The sequence below is a fragment of the Pseudomonas moorei genome (genome assembly GCF_042846945.1).
Taxonomy (GTDB): Bacteria; Pseudomonadota; Gammaproteobacteria; order Pseudomonadales; family Pseudomonadaceae; genus Aquipseudomonas; species Aquipseudomonas moorei.
Map to the genome: position 1 here is coordinate 1,034,483 of NZ_AP035776.1, position 15,106 is coordinate 1,049,588.

12 protein-coding genes are annotated in these 15,106 nt (G+C 60.9%); 5 read left to right on the forward strand and 7 right to left on the reverse strand.

Going from position 1 to position 15,106, the window contains the following annotated elements; all coding sequences use genetic code 11:
* Nucleotides 1-143: 143 nt before the first annotated feature.
* Nucleotides 144-1,511, forward strand: coding sequence for a CYTH domain-containing protein (locus ACGJAX_RS04930; protein WP_390957646.1), 1,368 nt, complete (start codon nucleotides 144-146; stop codon nucleotides 1,509-1,511).
* A 124-nt stretch (nucleotides 1,512-1,635) separates the two neighbouring features.
* Here the strand turns inward: ACGJAX_RS04930 and ACGJAX_RS04935 are convergent, their stop codons facing one another.
* Nucleotides 1,636-2,100 (reverse strand): Lrp/AsnC family transcriptional regulator, encoded by a 465-nt coding sequence (locus ACGJAX_RS04935; RefSeq protein ID WP_247254396.1) that lies wholly within the window; start codon nucleotides 2,098-2,100, stop codon nucleotides 1,636-1,638.
* A 125-nt stretch (nucleotides 2,101-2,225) separates the two neighbouring features.
* Here ACGJAX_RS04935 and ACGJAX_RS04940 point away from each other — a divergent pair, with 125 nt between their 5' ends.
* The 3 genes from ACGJAX_RS04940 (at nucleotide 2,226) to ACGJAX_RS04950 (ending at nucleotide 4,828) form a co-directional block, all read left to right on the forward strand.
* Nucleotides 2,226-2,564 carry a hypothetical protein gene (locus ACGJAX_RS04940; RefSeq protein WP_247254395.1) on the forward strand — a complete coding sequence of 113 codons (339 nt, stop codon included), beginning with the start codon at nucleotides 2,226-2,228 and terminating at the stop codon, nucleotides 2,562-2,564.
* 90 nt (nucleotides 2,565-2,654) lie between these two features.
* Complete coding sequence (locus tag ACGJAX_RS04945) at nucleotides 2,655-4,439, forward strand: ATPase, T2SS/T4P/T4SS family (RefSeq protein WP_390957648.1); 1,785 nt, start codon at nucleotides 2,655-2,657, stop codon at nucleotides 4,437-4,439.
* A 71-nt stretch (nucleotides 4,440-4,510) separates the two neighbouring features.
* Entirely contained in the window at nucleotides 4,511-4,828 is a 318-nt protein-coding gene (locus ACGJAX_RS04950) for a DUF2388 domain-containing protein (RefSeq protein WP_010466645.1), read from the forward strand.
* A 109-nt stretch (nucleotides 4,829-4,937) separates the two neighbouring features.
* Here the strand turns inward: ACGJAX_RS04950 and gcvP are convergent, their stop codons facing one another.
* The gene (gcvP, locus tag ACGJAX_RS04955) at nucleotides 4,938-7,811 is read right to left on the reverse strand and encodes an aminomethyl-transferring glycine dehydrogenase (RefSeq protein ID WP_390957650.1); all 2,874 of its coding nucleotides are present in this window, start codon (nucleotides 7,809-7,811) and stop codon (nucleotides 4,938-4,940) included.
* A 154-nt stretch (nucleotides 7,812-7,965) separates the two neighbouring features.
* Here gcvP and ACGJAX_RS04960 point away from each other — a divergent pair, with 154 nt between their 5' ends.
* Nucleotides 7,966-9,105, forward strand: a complete 1,140-nt coding sequence (locus tag ACGJAX_RS04960) for a DegT/DnrJ/EryC1/StrS family aminotransferase (protein WP_390957653.1) — start codon at nucleotides 7,966-7,968, stop codon at nucleotides 9,103-9,105.
* A gap of 46 nt (nucleotides 9,106-9,151) precedes the next feature.
* Here ACGJAX_RS04960 and gcvH read toward each other — a convergent pair whose 3' ends face one another.
* The 5 genes from gcvH to ACGJAX_RS04985 all read right to left on the reverse strand — a co-directional run bounded on the left by gcvH (nucleotide 9,152) and on the right by ACGJAX_RS04985 (nucleotide 15,097).
* Entirely contained in the window at nucleotides 9,152-9,535 is a 384-nt protein-coding gene (gcvH, locus tag ACGJAX_RS04965) for a glycine cleavage system protein GcvH (protein WP_090326385.1), read from the reverse strand.
* A gap of 47 nt (nucleotides 9,536-9,582) precedes the next feature.
* Entirely contained in the window at nucleotides 9,583-10,665 is a 1,083-nt protein-coding gene (gene gcvT, locus ACGJAX_RS04970; RefSeq protein ID WP_090326388.1) for a glycine cleavage system aminomethyltransferase GcvT, read from the reverse strand.
* A 156-nt stretch (nucleotides 10,666-10,821) separates the two neighbouring features.
* On the reverse strand, nucleotides 10,822-12,438 hold the full coding sequence (locus ACGJAX_RS04975) for an ABC transporter permease subunit (RefSeq protein WP_390957655.1): 1,617 nt from the start codon (nucleotides 12,436-12,438) through the stop codon (nucleotides 10,822-10,824).
* A 190-nt stretch (nucleotides 12,439-12,628) separates the two neighbouring features.
* Nucleotides 12,629-13,633, reverse strand: coding sequence for an extracellular solute-binding protein (locus ACGJAX_RS04980; protein ID WP_390957657.1), 1,005 nt, complete (start codon nucleotides 13,631-13,633; stop codon nucleotides 12,629-12,631).
* Nucleotides 13,634-13,879: 246 nt separating this feature from the next.
* The gene (locus tag ACGJAX_RS04985; RefSeq protein ID WP_247254539.1) at nucleotides 13,880-15,097 is read right to left on the reverse strand and encodes a 2-octaprenyl-3-methyl-6-methoxy-1,4-benzoquinol hydroxylase; all 1,218 of its coding nucleotides are present in this window, start codon (nucleotides 15,095-15,097) and stop codon (nucleotides 13,880-13,882) included.
* Nucleotides 15,098-15,106 lie beyond the last annotated feature (9 nt).

A 15,106-nucleotide genomic window follows, 5' to 3' on the forward strand; every position in this document is an offset into this window, starting at 1 on the left:
TCGCGGATTGAAGTCCATCATAGAACCATCCGGCGACAGGAATAAACCGTCGCAGGGCGGAGCAAGGACGACTCCTGTACACTGCACGACCTTGGCAGCCACACATTCCCCCGGCTGCGCTCCCGATCCTGGATTTTCCGGCCATGCAGAAAGAAACCGAAATCAAACTCCGCGTCAGCCGCGAAACCCTCGCTGCGCTGCGCGAGCACCCGCTACTGAAAAAACGCAACAAAAGTGGCTGGGAACGCCGTGAGTTGATGAACCAGTACTTCGACACGCCCGAGCGCGATCTGGCCCGCGCCAAGGTCGCCCTGCGCCTGCGCAAGGATGGCGAAGAAGTCATTCAGACGCTCAAGACCCGTGGCCAGAGCGTCGCCGGTCTGTCCGAGCGCAATGAGTACGACTGGCACCTGCCCAAAGCCAAGCTCGACGTAAAGAAACTCGACGGTGAATGCTGGCCCGAAGCCCTGGCTGAACTGGACAAGAAAACCCTGAAGCCGATTTTCACCACCGATTTTGTCCGCGAACGCGCTGAAATCGCCTGGGGCCGCGGCAAGACCAAAGTGGTCATCGAAGCCGCGCTGGACCTGGGCCACGTGGTGGTGGGCAAACAGAAAGAAGAAATCTGCGAGCTGGAACTGGAATTGCGCGAAGGCGAACCGGCTGCGTTGCTGGAACTGGCCGCCGAGCTGGCCGCGACCCTGGCCCTGATGCCTTGTGACATCAGCAAGGCTGAGCGCGGCTATCGCCTGTACGACGCCAACAGCTATTCGCTGAGCCTGCCGGCCCCGCAGATCACCGCCGAGACGCCACTGGACGACGCCTTTGCCGCCCTGAGCTGGCACTTGCTGGGCAGTAGCCAGCGTCTGGCCGAACAATATCGCTTCAATGGCCACTGGCGCCTGCTGCAGGACTGGGTGGAAAACCTCGCCGAATTGCGCGCGCTGGTCAGCAGCCTCGGCCAGGCTGCGCCGCGTCAATCGACCCACGACCTGCGCGTCGCGCTTGATGCCCTGCTCGAAGACTGGCGTCCGCTGGTCCAGGCCGGCCTGGATGACGAAGATGTACGCAAAGCCGCGCCGGAGCAGTTCCTTGAAGAACTCGAAGACCCGCGCTGGGGCCTGTTCTCCCTGAACACCTCGCGCTGGTTGCTCGCTCGCACCTGGGCCGCCGACCGCAATACCCGCGGCAATCGCCAGGGCGCCGCACAACTGGGCAGCTGGTTGCCACGCCTGCTGGGCGAAGAAGCCAACTCGCTGCAATTGCAGCGTTACCAGCAGCAACCGGAAGACCTGGCCGAGCAACTGCCGCGTATCGAACGCATCCAGGCCTGGCTGCACCACGCGCGTCACGTGCTGGACATCCCGGAAATGGATCGCCTGTATGGCGAGCTGAACAAGCTGGCGCAACTGGCCAACGAACCGATCACCAACGAAACCCTGGATGCGCGCAAGCAGCAGGCGATTGCGGTTTATCAGAATCGTGCCTGGAAGATGCTTCTGCGCCTGTAATACCGCCATCGCGGGCAAGCCCGCTCCCACAGGACCGTTGGCAAACACAAAATTTGTGTACGACGGTTAATCCCTGTGGGAGCTGGCTTGCCAGCGATAAGGCCAGCACCGTCACCACAACACTTCAGACCGGTAAACTGGTGGTCGACTTGATTTCCGACAACGCCACAACCGAATTGACCTCCTGAATCCCCGGCACCAGCGATAGTTTCTCGAAGAAAAATCGCTCATACGCCTCGATGTCTGCCGCGACGATCCGCAGCATGAAATCCACCGCTCCCATCAATACATAACACTCCAGCACTTCGGGAAAGCCGCGAATGGCTTCGGTGAACTCGGTGAAATTCGAGCGTCCGTGGGCGTTGAGTTTGACCTGCGCGAAAATCTGCGTGTTGAGCCCGATTTTCTTGCGGTCGAGCAGCGTCACCTGACCCCGAATGATCCCCTCCTCTTTCATCCGCTGGATCCGCCGCCAGCACGGTGACTGCGACAGCCCTACCTGTTCGGCAATCTGCGCACTGGAGAGCGAAGCGTCCTCTTGCAGCAACGCGAGAATCCTGCGGTCGTAGCCATCCAGTTCGCTCTGCATAAAAAAACCCTTGATTAGCAAATTTATGAATTAAACGATTCGACATAGCCGCCATACGCCCCATCATAGATAAGAAATACCCGGCCACGAATGTAAAAATTTCTCCAGTGATTTGGAGATCGACCATGCCGTATCTGGAAGCCGTGAACACCCCACCCACCCGCGCCGATGTCTGGAACGTCAGCAACACGCTCTGCCGCGTTCGCTATCAGTTGCTGGCCGAAGCTGAGCCGGACCTGCTTTGCCGCGCATTGAACCTGTTCGCCCTGCAGTTTCTGACGCCGGAACAGGTGAACGTGCAGCGCCAGGACGACCTGATGGACATCCATGTAGTCGTCGACGGGTTGACCTGGCACCGTGCCCAGGTGATTGCGGAAAAACTGCGTAACCTGATCAGCATCTGCTCGGTCGATCTGCAATCGGCGGATTCTGCCTGGGGCGAAACGGCTCAGGCGACAGGCTGAAAAAAGTCGATACGGCTTGGTCGGGTAGTGGCCCAGCGGTCGGCAGGGTCACGACTATCCTTTGCGAACTGTCGTTCACAAGGAGCCCGCATGTCCGTTCAACTCGCCCTTCAGGACCGCTGGCTGGATCTCAGTGATTTGCTGCGTGAACTGGTCGCCCAGGGCTTTATCAACCAGGATTCGGCCGAACACGCGCTCAACGCCCGCCGTCGCCATGTCGCCAATGGCCAGATGCACCCCCTGGAGTTCATCGCCAGCCAACAGCTGGAGGACCTCAGCCGACCCGGCAAACACCTCGACCTCGAAAGCCTGACGCTGTGGCTGTCGCAGCAGGCTGGCCAGCCTTACTTGCGCATCGATCCGCTGAAGATCAACGTCGCCGCCATCACGCCCTTGATGTCTTACGCCTTCGCCCAACGCCACAAGATTCTGGCGGTGTCCATCGATCGCGACGCTGTGACCGTGGCCAGCGCACAACCCTACGTCAAAGGCTGGGAAGCCGACCTGACCCATGTGCTGAAGCTACCCATTAAACGTGTGGTGGCCAATCCGGTGGATATCCAGCGCTTCAGCGTGGAGTTCTTTCGCCTGGCCAAGTCGGTCAGCGGCGCGAATAACGCCGATCAGCCATTCAACACCCTGGGCAATTTCGAACAGCTGCTCAATCTCGGCGCCAGCGACCAGGAGCCGGACGCCAACGACGCGCACATCGTCAACATTGTCGACTGGCTGTTCCAGTACGCTTTCCAGCAACGTGCCAGCGATATCCACATCGAGCCCCGACGCGAACAGGGCACGGTACGTTTTCGCATCGACGGCGTGCTGCACAACGTCTACCAATTCCCGCCACAGGTCACCATGGCCATCGTCAGCCGCCTGAAAAGCCTGGGCCGGATGAACGTTGCGGAGAAACGCAAACCCCAGGACGGCCGGGTGAAGACCAAGACCCCGGAGGGTGGCGAAGTCGAGTTGCGGCTATCGACACTGCCGACAGCCTTCGGCGAAAAAATGGTCATGCGGATCTTCGACCCGGAGGTGCTGCTCAAGGACTTCGATCAGCTCGGGTTTTCAGCCGACGATCTGCGGCGCTGGCACGACATGACGCGCCAGCCCAACGGCATCATTCTGGTCACCGGGCCGACGGGGTCCGGCAAGACCACCACGCTCTACACCACGCTGAAAAAACTGGCGACGCCGCAGGTCAACCTCTGCACCATCGAAGACCCGATCGAAATGGTCGAGCCGGCGTTCAACCAGATGCAGGTCCAGCACAACATCGACCTGAGCTTCGCCGCCGGCGTGCGCGCACTGATGCGACAAGACCCGGACATCATCATGATCGGCGAGATTCGCGACCTCGAAACCGCGGAAATGGCCATTCAGGCGGCCCTCACCGGGCACCTGGTGCTGTCGACCCTGCACACCAACGACGCGCCCGGCGCCATCAGTCGCCTGCTGGAACTTGGCGTACCGCATTATTTGATCAAGGCCACGCTGCTGGGCGTCATGGCCCAACGGCTGGTGCGCACCTTGTGCCCGCACTGCAAGGCTCCGCAAGACCTGAGTGAAGAGGATTGGCAGACCCTGACCCGGCCCTGGCAAGCGCCGCTCCCCACCCATGCGCAACGCGCCACCGGCTGCCTGGAATGCCGCGACACCGGCTATCACGGCCGCGCCGGGGTCTACGAAATCATGCAACTGACCGATGGTCTCAAGGCGCTGATCAACCCGGACACGGACTTGCTCGCCGTGCGGCGTCAGGCCTTTAAGGAAGGCATGCGCAGTCTGCGATTGTCCGGCGCGCAGAAAGTGGCGGCCGGTTTGACGACCATCGAGGAGGTGCTGCGAGTGACGCCACAGAGTGAGCAAAAGTAGATTGGCCGCTGTGGAACTCGATTGGGGGAATCGCTATCAAACACCGGAGTTAACCCTGTGGAGTCACTTTTATGCGTCTGAAACTTGCTGTCGCAACCATCGCCCTGCTGTCCCTGCCTGTCGGTTCGGCGATGGCCGATAGCTTTTGGCGTAACGTCATTTCCTCCGGTGCCACCACCGGTTCGACCTACCTGACGTTCAAGGATCACAAGCTGATCGTCGCCGCCCAGGACGATGCCGGCAGCTTCGTCGCCAGCGACGGCGGTATCCGCGGCCCGTACCTGGAAGCCGCCATGCAGAAAGTCCGCGCCGACAACCCGGGCCTGCAGGCGACAGACATGGAACTGGCGAATGCGATCCTGGCGAAGAATGCCGTGGCGTCGGAATAAGCCTTCAAGTTGAATAAAAATGCCGCTCAAATGGAGCGGCATTTTTATGGCCAACACAAATCCCCTTGTAGGAGCTGGCTTGCCAGCTCCTACAAGGGATGCGTGTTTATCAGCGGTACTCATCCACCGGCACACACGCACAAAACAGATTTCGGTCGCCGTAGACATTGTCCACCCGATTCACTACCGGCCAATATTTGTGGGCCTTGGTGTGAGCGTCCGGCGTAACGGCCTGCTCGATGCTGTAAGGCCGCTCCCAGACACCGGTGATGTCGGCCAGGGTATGCGGCGCACGTTTCAGCGGGTTGTCCTCGCCCGGCCAGTTACCGTTCTGCACCTCGGTAATTTCCGCGCGAATGCTCAGCATCGCGCCGATAAAGCGGTCCAGTTCTGCCTTCGATTCACTTTCGGTGGGTTCGACCATCAAGGTCCCAGGCACCGGGAACGACATGGTCGGCGCATGGAAGCCATAGTCCATCAGTCGCTTGGCCACGTCCTCTTCGCTGATACCAGTCAGCGCCTTGAGGGGGCGCAGGTCGAGAATGCACTCGTGGGCCACTCGCTCGTTGCGCCCGGTGTAGAGCACCGGGAACGCCCCGGACAGGTGTTGCGCCAGGTAATTCGCGGCAAGGATCGCCACTTCACTGGCGTCCGCCAGTTGCGGCCCCATCATGGCGATATACATCCAGCTGATCGGCAGAATGCTCGCACTGCCCCAGGGGGCGGCACTGACGGCACCGTTCTGCGGCAGTGGCCCGTCGATCGGCACCACCGGGTGATTGGCCACGAAGGGTGCCAGATGTGCGCGCACGCCAATCGGCCCCATGCCCGGACCGCCGCCGCCATGGGGGATGCAGAAGGTTTTGTGCAGGTTCATGTGCGACACATCCGCACCAATATCCGCCGGACGCGCAAGCCCGACCTGGGCATTGAGGTTGGCGCCGTCCATGTAGACCTGACCGCCATGGCTGTGGATCACCTCACAGATCTCGCTGATGCCTTCCTCGTACACCCCATGGGTCGAAGGATAAGTCGCCATCAGGCAGGCGAGTTTGTCCCCGGCCTGTGCCGCTTTGTCTTTCAAGTCATCCAGATCGACGTTGCCCGCCTCATCGCATTCGACAATCACCACGCGCATCCCGGCCATCTGCGCTGAAGCCGGGTTGGTGCCGTGGGCGGAGGACGGGATCAGGCAGATGTCCCGGGTACCCTGATGCCGGCTCTCGTGGTACTTGCGAATGGCCAGCAACCCGGCGTACTCGCCCTGGGCACCGGAGTTGGGTTGCATGCAGATCGCATCGAACCCGGTGATCGCGCACAGCCAACGCTCCAGCTCTTCGATCATCAGCGCATAACCGGCAGCCTGCTCTTTCGGTGCGAACGGATGCAGATTGGCGAATTGCGGCCAGGTAATCGGGATCATCTCGCTGGTGGCATTGAGCTTCATGGTGCAGGAGCCCAACGGGATCATCGATTGATTGAGCGCCAGGTCCTTGTTTTCCAGCTGCTTGAGGTAACGCAGCATCTCGGTTTCGCTGTGATGGGCGTTGAATACCGGATGGCGCAGATAAGGCGAGGTACGCGCCAGGGCCCCGGGAATGCCGGGGCTCAGGGTTTCGGCGTCCAGTTCTTCAACCTTGAGCCCATGATCGGCGCCCAGGAAAACATCGAACAGTTTCGCCACCGTGGCTTCGTCACAGGTTTCGTCCAGGCTCACCCCCAATCGCCCGCGCCCCAGAATGCGCACATTGATCTGCGCAGCCTGGGCGCTTTCAATGATCGCGGTCTGGGTGCCGCCGACGTCCAGGGTCAGGGTGTCGAAGAAATGTTCATTGACGCGGATCAGGCCCTTGCGCTCAAGGCCGGCGGCGAGGATGCAGGTCAGGCGATGCACGCGCTGGGCGATCCGCTTCAACCCTTCAGGGCCATGATAGACCGCGTAGAAACTGGCGATATTGGCCAGCAGCACCTGGGCCGTGCAGATGTTCGAGTTGGCCTTCTCCCGGCGGATATGTTGCTCACGGGTCTGCAGCGCCATGCGCAGGGCCACATTGCCACGCGCGTCTTTCGACACGCCGATGATCCGCCCGGGTATCGCACGCTTGTATTCGTCACGGCTGGCAAAAAACGCTGCGTGAGGCCCGCCGTAGCCCATCGGTACGCCGAAACGCTGGGAGGAGCCAAACACCACGTCCGCGCCCAACTCCCCCGGAGGGGTCAGTAACAACAGACTCAACAGATCGGCGGCGACACACGCCAATGCCTGCTGGGCATGCAGGTGATCGATCAAGGGCCGCAGATCGCGAATCTCGCCGTGGGTGTCGGGATATTGCAGCAGTGCACCGAACACTTGGTGCTGTTTCAGGTTATCCACTGGGCCGATGACCAGCTCGAACCCAAAGCCTTCGGCACGGGTCTGCACCACGGATATCGTCTGCGGATGGCAATTTTCGTCGACGAAGAAAATATTGCTTTTGGATTTGGCCACCCGCTTGGCCAAGGCCATGGCTTCCGCCGCCGCTGTGGCTTCGTCGAGCAACGAGGCATTGGCCAGCTCAAGGCCCGTGAGGTCGATGGTCAATTGCTGGAAGTTCAGCAACGCTTCGAGACGTCCCTGGGCAATTTCCGGCTGATAGGGGGTGTACGCGGTGTACCAGCCCGGATTTTCCAGCACGTTGCGCAGAATGACAGTGGGTGTGAGCGTGCCGTGATAGCCCATGCCGATCAGGCTGGTCCAGACCTGGTTCTGCTCGGCGTAGCCGCGCAACTTGGCCAGCGCGGCTTCTTCATCGAGGGCTGGCGGCAGGTCAAGCGCCCGGTTCAGGCGAATGCCCGGCGGCACCGTTTGCTCGATCAGTTCGATCCGGCTGCCGAGGCCGAGGCTGTCGAGCATCGCCTGTTGCTCGGCGGCATCGGGCCCCAGGTGACGGCGAAGGAAGGCATTGGGATCGCGTAACTGGCTCAGGGACGGCAACTGGGACATGACGGGCTCTCTCTGGACTGGCGCTCAGCGTCGATGCAACACGGTCAAACCAGCATAGCAGCCGCTGCCGACACCGAGAGCATGGCGCTGCCGGGCATTACGGATCATCATGTCCGTCGCTTACTCAATATCTGCTGCTGAGGTGCTTACATTTATGAGCCAACTGCCTTTCCTGCCCTTCTCCAAACCCACTATCGACGAGGCCACCATCGCCGCCGTCGGCGAGGTCCTGCGTTCGGGCTGGATTACCAGCGGCCCCAAGGTTCAGGCCTTTGAAGCGCAACTGTCGGAATATTTTGGCGGACGCCCGGTGCGCACATTCAATTCCGGCACCTGCACCATGGAAATCGCTTTGCGCATTGCCGGCATCGGAGCCGGTGACGAAGTGATCACCACCCCGATTTCCTGGGTCGCCACCGCCAACGTTATTCTGGAAGTCGGCGCCACACCGGTGTTTGCCGACATCGACCCGGTGACCCGCAACATCGATCTGGATCAGCTGGAAGCCGCGATCACCCCGCGCACCAAAGCCATCATCCCGGTGTATCTGGCCGGGCTGCCCGTGGACATGACTCGCTTGTACGCCCTGGCTAACAAGCATGGCCTGCGGATCATCGAAGACGCGGCACAAGCGTTGGGCTCCAGCTGGAACGGCCAGCGCATCGGTTCGACCGGCGATTTCGTTTCCTTCAGCTTTCAGGCAAACAAGAACGTCACGTCGTCGGAGGGCGGCTGCCTGGTGCTGAACAATGCCGAAGAAGTGAAGCTGGCGGAAAAGTACCGTCTGCAAGGCGTTACGCGCAGCGGCTTTGATGGCCTGGACGTCGATGTGCTGGGCGGAAAGTTCAACATGACCGATGTCGCCGCAGCCATCGGCCTGGGGCAATTTGCTCATCTCGAAGCGATTACCGCTCATCGGCGTGAACTGGCCAAACACTACTTCAGCTGCTTTGGCGAAGATTTTGAAGCGCAATACGGGGCGCAACTCCCCCCAGCGGACTTCGAGAACAGCAACTGGCATTTGTTCCAGCTGGTATTGCCTGAGCGTCAGGATGGCAAACCGGCCCGAGCCACCTTCATGGAACAGATGCAGGCATTGGGTATCGGTATCGGCTATCACTACCCGCCGATTCACTTGCTGAGTCTTTACCGCGAGCGCGGTTTCAAGGAGGGGATGTTCCCGACAGCCGAACGGGTGGGACGCTTGATTGTCTCGCTGCCGATGTTTACCGCGATGACCAAAGCGGACGTCGAGCGTTCGGTGGCAGCGGTCAAAGCCGTACTGAAGCCTTGAGTCCAACCTTGCAGGAGCCGGCTTGCCGGCTCCTGCGGGGCGGGTCTTACTCGCCGATGGCGGCCTTGTAACCCGCCGCGTCGAGCAGCTTGTCCAGGTCAGCGGCGTTGCTTGGCTTGAGTTTGAAGATCCACGCGCCGTACGGGTCGGAGTTCAACAGCTCTGGCGAGCCGCTCAGCTCTTCGTTGATCGCGATCACTTCACCGGCAACCGGGGAGTAGATGTCGGACGCGGCTTTTACCGATTCCACCACACCGGATTGATCACCCGCTGCAAAGGTTTTTCCGACTTCGGTCAGCTCGACAAACACCACATCACCCAGCGCTTCCTGCGCGTGATCGCTGATGCCCACGGTGACGGTGCCATCGGCTTCCAGGCGTGCCCATTCGTGACTTTCGGCAAAACGCAGGTCGGCAGGGATATCGCTCATGTTCTGTATCCTCGGGAATTGTCGGCGGTCAATGCCGCCAGAATAGGTTAAATCAAGGTTTTGCCATGGCGTACGAAGGTCGGTTTGACCACTCGGACCGGGTACCACTTGCCACGGATTTCCACTTCTGCGCGGTCGGCAGTTGCCATTGGCACGCGCGCCAGTGCAATCGACTTGCTAAGCGTAGGAGAGAAACTACCACTGGTGATCTCCCCTTCGCCAACATCAGCGATGCGGACCACTTGATGAGCGCGTAATACCCCACGCTCCTCGAGGACCAGCCCGACCAGCCGATGCTGTATACCGCCGGCCTGTTCAGCCTCCAGTGCCGCACGACCGATGAACTGGCGGGTGGCCGGTTCCCAGGCGATGCTCCAGGCCATATTGGAGACCAGCGGTGAAACATCCTGGCCGATGTCCTGCCCGTACAGATTCATGCCGGCCTCAACCCGCAAGGTGTCCCGCGCGCCAAGGCCGATCGGGGAAATGCCCGCCCCGACCAGATCGTTGAAGAATCCCGGTGCCTGATTGGCTGGCAGAATGATTTCCAGGCCGTCTTCACCCGTGTAGCCGGTGCGCGCGATGAACCAGTCCCCATCGGGTTGGCCTTCGAAAGGCTTGAGGAGCTGGATGAGATTGCCACGGGACTGGGTGACCAGCTCGCCTACTTTTTGCCTGGCGTGGGGGCCTTGGATGGCCAGCATCGCCAACTCCGAGCGCTCATTGAGCTGCACGTCAAAGCCGTCGAGATGAGCCTGCATCCAAGCCAGATCCTGATTGCGGGTCGAGGCGTTGACTACCAGGCGATAACCGTCGTCGAGGCGATAAACGATCATGTCGTCGACGATGCCACCTTGCTCGTTGAGCATGGCGCTGTACAAGGCACGGCCAGAGCTGTGCAAACGTTCGACGTCATTGGTCAGCAGATGCTGAAGCCAGGCCTTGGCCTGGGACCCGCCGACATCGATCACGGTCATGTGGGATACATCGAACACACCGCAATCGCGGCGCACCTGATGGTGTTCCTCGACTTGCGATCCGTAATGCAAAGGCATATCCCAACCGCCAAAATCGACCATCTTCGCGCCGAGGGCGAGATGAAGGTCATACAGAGGCGTACGCTGTCCCATGGGTTTCTCCTTCCGGGCGTGGCGAAGGTGCGGTTGAATGTCTTTTCGGGTGAAAGCCTTGAAATAAAGGGCCTCCAGCCGATTTTCACTACCGTGTCTGTCAGACGGACCGCACCGAATGCCGCGCATTGTAGCCGCAAGGTGTAGGACTGACACCTAGCTGTTTCGATGTGCTGAACGTCGGATCAATCCGATGACCGGTAGCAGCCCGACCAATACCAGGGTCAACGCCGGCAAAGAGGCCCTCGCCCACTCACCCTCGCTGGTCATTTCAAAGATCCGAACCGCCAGCGTATCCCAGCCAAACGGACGCATCAGCAGGGTCGCGGGCATTTCCTTGAGCACGTCGACAAAGACCAGCAGTGCCGCGCTCAACGAGCCGGGCAGCAGCAACGGCAGATACACTTTGAAAAACAGTCGTGGGCCACTGACGCCAAGGCTACGGGCCGCTTCGGGCAAAGAAGGCCGTATACGCGCCAGACTGCTTTCCAGGGGGCCATAGGCCACGGCAATGAAGCGCACCAGATATGCCAGCAACAACGCCGACAGACTGCCCAACAACAAAGGTTTGCCGGCCCCACCGAGCCAACCGGAGAGCGGAATCACCAGCTCGCGATCCAGGTAACTGAACGCCAGCATGATCGACACCGCCAGCACCGAGCCGGGCAAGGCGTAGCCCAGATTGGCCAGACTGACTCCGGCACGGATCCCTGGCGTGGGTGCCAGGCGCCTGGCGAATGCCAACACCAGAGCGACACTGACCGTGATCAGCGCGGCCATCGCGCCCAGGTACAGGGTGTGGACGATCAGTCCGGCGTACCGTTCATCCAGATCGAAGCGTCCACGCTGCCAGAACCACACCAGCAATTGCAGCATCGGAATGACAAAGGCACAGGCAAACACCAGACCGCACCAGCTCATGGCCAGCAGCGCTTTGAACCCCCGCAGGTGATACAAGGCCTTGACCCTTGGCCGCTCATTACTCGCCCGGTTGGCACCCCGTGCGCGACGCTCGCCGTACAGCACCACCATCACCACCAACAGCAACAGGCTGGCCAGTTGCGTGGCGGTGGAGAGACTGAAAAACCCGTACCAGGTCTTGTAGATCGCGGTGGTAAAGGTGTCGAAGTTGAACACCGACACCGCACCGAAATCCGCCAGGGTTTCCATCAACGCCAATGCCACGCCCGCGCCGATGGCCGGTCGCGCCATGGGCAAGGCTACCCGCCAGAAAGCCTGCCATGGCGATTGCCCAAGGACGCGCGCCGCTTCCATCAAGCCCTTGCCCTGAGCCAGGAACGCGGTACGTGCCAGCAGATAAACGTAGGGATAAAAGACCAGCACCAGAACCATAATCACCCCGCCCGTGGAACGCACCCGAGGCAAGCGCATGCCCGTTCCGAACCATTCGCGCAGCAGGGTTTGCAAGGGGCCGGCGAAATCCAGCAAGCCGACGAAAACGAAGGCCAGCACATAGGCCGGTATCGCAAACGGCAGCATCAATGCCCAGTCCAGCCAACGCCGGCCAGGGAATTCGCACAGGCTGGTGAGCCAGGCCAGGCTCACGCCCAGCAACGTGACACCGACACCGACGCCAAGCACCAGCGTCAGCGTGTTGCCCAGCAAGCGTGACATTTGCGTGTCCCAGAGGTGGGACCAGATCTGTTGATCGATGGTTTGCCAGGAAAGCAGCAAAACGCTCAGGGGCAGCAGGACCAGCGCAGCGATGGCGAAGACCAGCGGGTACCAGCGGCGTTGGGCGGGGTGGGCCAAGGAAGATCTCTAGAATGATATGGAGCCACCGTCATTCGACTGTGGCACCAATGTGTGGCGAGGGAGCTCGCTCCCGTTCGACCGATCCGCACCCGAGCGTTGCGGCCGCAAAAGTTATCAGATCATTTTGATCATGATCCGTAGGTGCCATCAGGGCTGCTTCGCAGCCCTGCGGCTCCCTCGCTGCAACTCAGTTCCAGCCAGCGCGATCCATCATGCGAATCGCCTCGGCCTGACGCTTGCCGGCGACTTCCACCGGCAAGGTATCGGCCACGAACTGCCCCCAGGCAGCGACTTCAGCCGATGGATGCACGGCAGGGTTGGCCGGAAACTCCTGGTTGACGTCAGCGAAGATTTTCTGCGCCTCAGGCGTGGTCATCCACTCCACCAGCGCCTTGGCGGCTTCCGGATGTGGCGCGTGCCTGGTCAGACCGATGCCGGACAGATTGACGTGCACGCCTCGATCCGCCTGGTTCGGCCAAAACAGCTTCACTGGAAGGTCAGGTTTCTGCTTGTGCAGACGGCCGTAGTAGTAGGTGTTGACGATGCCGACATCGCATTGGCCGGCTTTGATGGCTTCCAGTACCGCGACATCGTCGGAGAACACGTCGGTGGACAGGTTGTTGACCCAGCCCTTGAGGATCTTCTCGGTTTTCTCGGCGCCGTGGACTTCGATCATGGTCGCGGTCAGGGACTGGTTGTAGACCTTCTTCGCCGTGCGCAGGCACAGTCGACCTTCCCAGTTCTTGTCGGCCAGGGCTTCGTAGGTGGTCAATTCACCCGGTTTCACCCGTTCGGTGGAATAGGCGATGGTCCGCGCCCGCAGGCTCAGGCCGGTCCAGGCGTGTGACGATGCGCGGTACTGAGGCGGGATGTTGGCGTCGATGGTTTTCGAGGTGAACGGCTGGAGGATGCCCATTTGCTCGGCTTGCCAGAGGTTGCCGGCGTCGACGGTCAGCAACAGGTCGGCGGTAGCGTTCTCGCCCTCGGCCTTGATCCGCTGCATCAGCGGGGCTTCCTTGTCGGTGATGAACTTCACCTTCACCCCGGTTTTCGCGGTGTAGGCATCGAAGACCGGTTTGATCAGCTCATCGATACGCGAGGAGTAGACCACCACCTCGCCGGCAGCCTGGGCGGCGGTGTTGCCGATCAGGGTCAGGGCCAGTGCGGTCAATAGACGCTTTGGTGCCAACATGGGAGCAGTCCCTCGATTGAAAAAGTGAGGGCAAATGATAAGGACTCACATTTAGCTTCTCAATCGAACAGTTTGCGGAGGAGTTACCAGATGTTGCGTGGAGACACTAACCCTGTGGCGAGGGGGCTTGCCCCCGTTCGAGCGCGAAGCGGTCGCAAATCGGAATGCAGGTCCTGCCTGAAGAAATGCCGGGGCTGCTTCGCAGCCAACGGGGGCAAGCCCCCTCGCCACAGGTCCATACCCACTTCAGGCCTTGGCCAGCGCCGGTAAGTCCCCGGTCAACCCTAGGGCCTCACGCACGAACAACGCCTTGGCCTCGGGCATTTGCTCGACCATTTTCAATCCGGCATTTCGCAACCAGCGCACCGGCAACGGATCGGCCTGGAACAAGCGCTCGAAACCCTCCATCGCCGCCATTAACGCCAGGTTATGGGGCATGCGCCGGCGCTCGTAGCGACTGAGTACTTTCACATCCGCCAGGCGTTCACCCCGGCTCGACGCTTGCAGCAGCACTTCGGCCAGCACGGCGGCATCGAGGAACCCGAGGTTTACGCCTTGGCCGGCCAACGGGTGAATGGTGTGCGCCGCATCACCGATCAGGGCCAGGCCTTCGGCGACGTAACGCTTGGCATGTCGCTGACGCAGCGGTACACACAGGCGAGGGTCAGCGCTGAGCACCGTACCGAGCCGGCCTTCAAAGGCCCGCTCCAGCGCGCGACAGAAGCCTTCGTCATCCATGGCCATCAGCTGTTCGGCTTCACCGGGGGTGGTCGACCAGACGATCGAACACCAATCCTGCTGACCGTCCCGTTCCAGCGGCAGGAACGCCAACGGGCCGTTATCGGTAAAGCGCTGCCAGGCGGTCATTTGATGAGGTTTTGAGCTGCGCACGCTGGTGACGATTGCATGGTGCATATAATCCCACTCGCGGGTCGCGACGCCGGTCAGACGCCGCACCGCCGAATTGGCACCATCCGCGGCGATCACCAGTGGCGCGCGCAGGGTGCGGCCGTCGGCCAGGGTGAGCAGCCAGTCGTCACCAGAGCGGCGCATTTGTTCCAGGCGCGCATTGGCCAGCATGCCCAGGTCGCAGTCGTGCAAACGATCAAGCAAGGCGTCCTGAACCACGCGATTCTCGACGATATGGCCCAGTGCATCGGCATGCACACTGGCGGCCGAGAAGTGGATTTCTCCGGTGCCGCTGCCGTCCCAGACATGCATGTCGCGGTAAGGACTGCTGCGGCGGCTGACGATGCCGTCCCAGACACCCAGTCGCTCAAGAATCCGCTGACTGGCGGCAGACAAGGCGCTCACTCGCGGCTCGAATGGCGCCTGGGCGTCAAAGGGTTTGACGCTCAAAGGGCTACCGTCCAGCAGCAGGACTTCCAGCCCGCTGTCCTGCAACGCCAGCGCGAGGGCGCTGCCGACCATTCCAGCCCCGACAATCAGCAGATCTGCGCGCATTTCCATGCT

Bases quoted from the DNA above. Each gene is read 5' to 3' on its own strand.
- gcvH (WP_090326385.1), bottom strand. From the start codon at position 9,535: ATGAGCGATATCCCTGCCGACCTGCGTTTTGCCGAAAGTCACGAATGG.
- ACGJAX_RS04940 (WP_247254395.1), top strand. From the start codon at position 2,226: ATGCCGTATCTGGAAGCCGTGAACACCCCACCCACCCGCGCCGATGTC.
- ACGJAX_RS04945 (WP_390957648.1), top strand. From the start codon at position 2,655: ATGTCCGTTCAACTCGCCCTTCAGGACCGCTGGCTGGATCTCAGTGAT.
- gcvT (WP_090326388.1), bottom strand. From the start codon at position 10,665: ATGGGACAGCGTACGCCTCTGTATGACCTTCATCTCGCCCTCGGCGCG.
- ACGJAX_RS04935 (WP_247254396.1), bottom strand. From the start codon at position 2,100: ATGCAGAGCGAACTGGATGGCTACGACCGCAGGATTCTCGCGTTGCTG.
- ACGJAX_RS04985 (WP_247254539.1), bottom strand. From the start codon at position 15,097: ATGCGCGCAGATCTGCTGATTGTCGGGGCTGGAATGGTCGGCAGCGCC.
- ACGJAX_RS04960 (WP_390957653.1), top strand. From the start codon at position 7,966: ATGAGCCAACTGCCTTTCCTGCCCTTCTCCAAACCCACTATCGACGAG.
- ACGJAX_RS04980 (WP_390957657.1), bottom strand. From the start codon at position 13,633: ATGTTGGCACCAAAGCGTCTATTGACCGCACTGGCCCTGACCCTGATC.
- ACGJAX_RS04950 (WP_010466645.1), top strand. From the start codon at position 4,511: ATGCGTCTGAAACTTGCTGTCGCAACCATCGCCCTGCTGTCCCTGCCT.
- gcvP (WP_390957650.1), bottom strand. From the start codon at position 7,811: ATGTCCCAGTTGCCGTCCCTGAGCCAGTTACGCGATCCCAATGCCTTC.
- ACGJAX_RS04930 (WP_390957646.1), top strand. From the start codon at position 144: ATGCAGAAAGAAACCGAAATCAAACTCCGCGTCAGCCGCGAAACCCTC.